Source organism: Salegentibacter sp. BLCTC (assembly GCF_015143665.1).
GTDB classification, from domain to species: Bacteria; Bacteroidota; Bacteroidia; order Flavobacteriales; family Flavobacteriaceae; genus Salegentibacter; species Salegentibacter maritimus.
In genome coordinates this window covers 1-1,067 of sequence record NZ_WYEW01000032.1, presented here as the reverse complement: position 1 = coordinate 1,067, position 1,067 = coordinate 1, and the positions used below count along the sequence as shown (strand labels likewise).

The 1,067-nt window shown below is 31.2% G+C and carries 1 protein-coding gene; it reads right to left on the bottom strand.

Annotated elements, in window-relative coordinates; genetic code table 11:
* Nucleotides 1-254: 254 nt before the first annotated feature.
* Complete coding sequence (locus tag GUB10_RS15875) at nt 255-911, bottom strand: hypothetical protein (RefSeq protein WP_193712432.1); 657 nt, start codon at nt 909-911, stop codon at nt 255-257.
* Nucleotides 912-1,067 lie beyond the last annotated feature (156 nt).

Genomic DNA, 1,067 nt, shown 5'->3' with positions numbered 1-1,067 from the left:
ATTATTTTAAATTTTTCACCATTTAAATTCACAAATGATTCTAATGCTTTTAATATTGTAAGTGGTAATTTTTTCTTTTTATTCATTAGATATTTTATGTTTAAATGTATGCTAACGGTCTCGGTTATCGCCAGTTGGCGGAGTACGAGGCGCGGATTTGTCGGTTTAGTATTGGTTTGTTGGTCAAGTTAATTATTTTCTTTCTAACGGTGCCGCTTATTGGCGATGAACCGTTGTTGTGTGCTGTTGTTTTGTTACTTCACACGAATCGCCTCAAATGAATCAGCAATGATGTACGGTTGTTTTAAATAAAAAGTATGAGGACTTACAATCTCATTTCCGAAAATTAGCAATCGCAAATCTTTCTTATTATTAGCTCTTTCTTGCATCGAAATTTCTTTCTTGATATCAAATCTTAGATCGTAATCTTCACAAACTTTTTTTATTACATCTAATAAAGGCTCTGGAATTTCTTTGTATTTCTTCTTTTCATTTTTGAAAAAATTCTCAAAATTCCAAAAAAGATCAGTTAGTTTAATCCAATTGCCTGAAACCTTTTCAAGTTCTACCAATAGATTTCCATAAAATCCTCTAAGATCAGCAGGAATACCAGTTATATAACATTCAAATTTCTTTTCTGTAAAACTCCAAAGTGATGGATGCTTATCTAAAATTGCCATTTTTATATATGGCATAAAAAATCTATTATCTAGGTTTTCACTTTTTACATATCCGTCGCAAGTTATTTTCCATTCTTCATATTCGATAGGAATATCATAACTGTTTTGATTAATTGAATAAATAACTTCTAATCTATTTTCGGAGGTTATTAGCTCTTTAGATTCAAGATAAAAATTACAGTCATTGTAAAATTCATTTGTATTTGTTCTTTCAATTAGACTATTTATCATAAAATGAAATGAGAATTTTTGTAAACAATAGCATCACAACGGTCTCGGTTATCGCCAGTTGGCGGAGTAAGGGACGCGGCTTTGTCGGCTTAGTATTGGTTTGTTGGTCAAGTTAATTATTTTCTTTCTAACGGTGCCGCTTATTGGCGATGAACC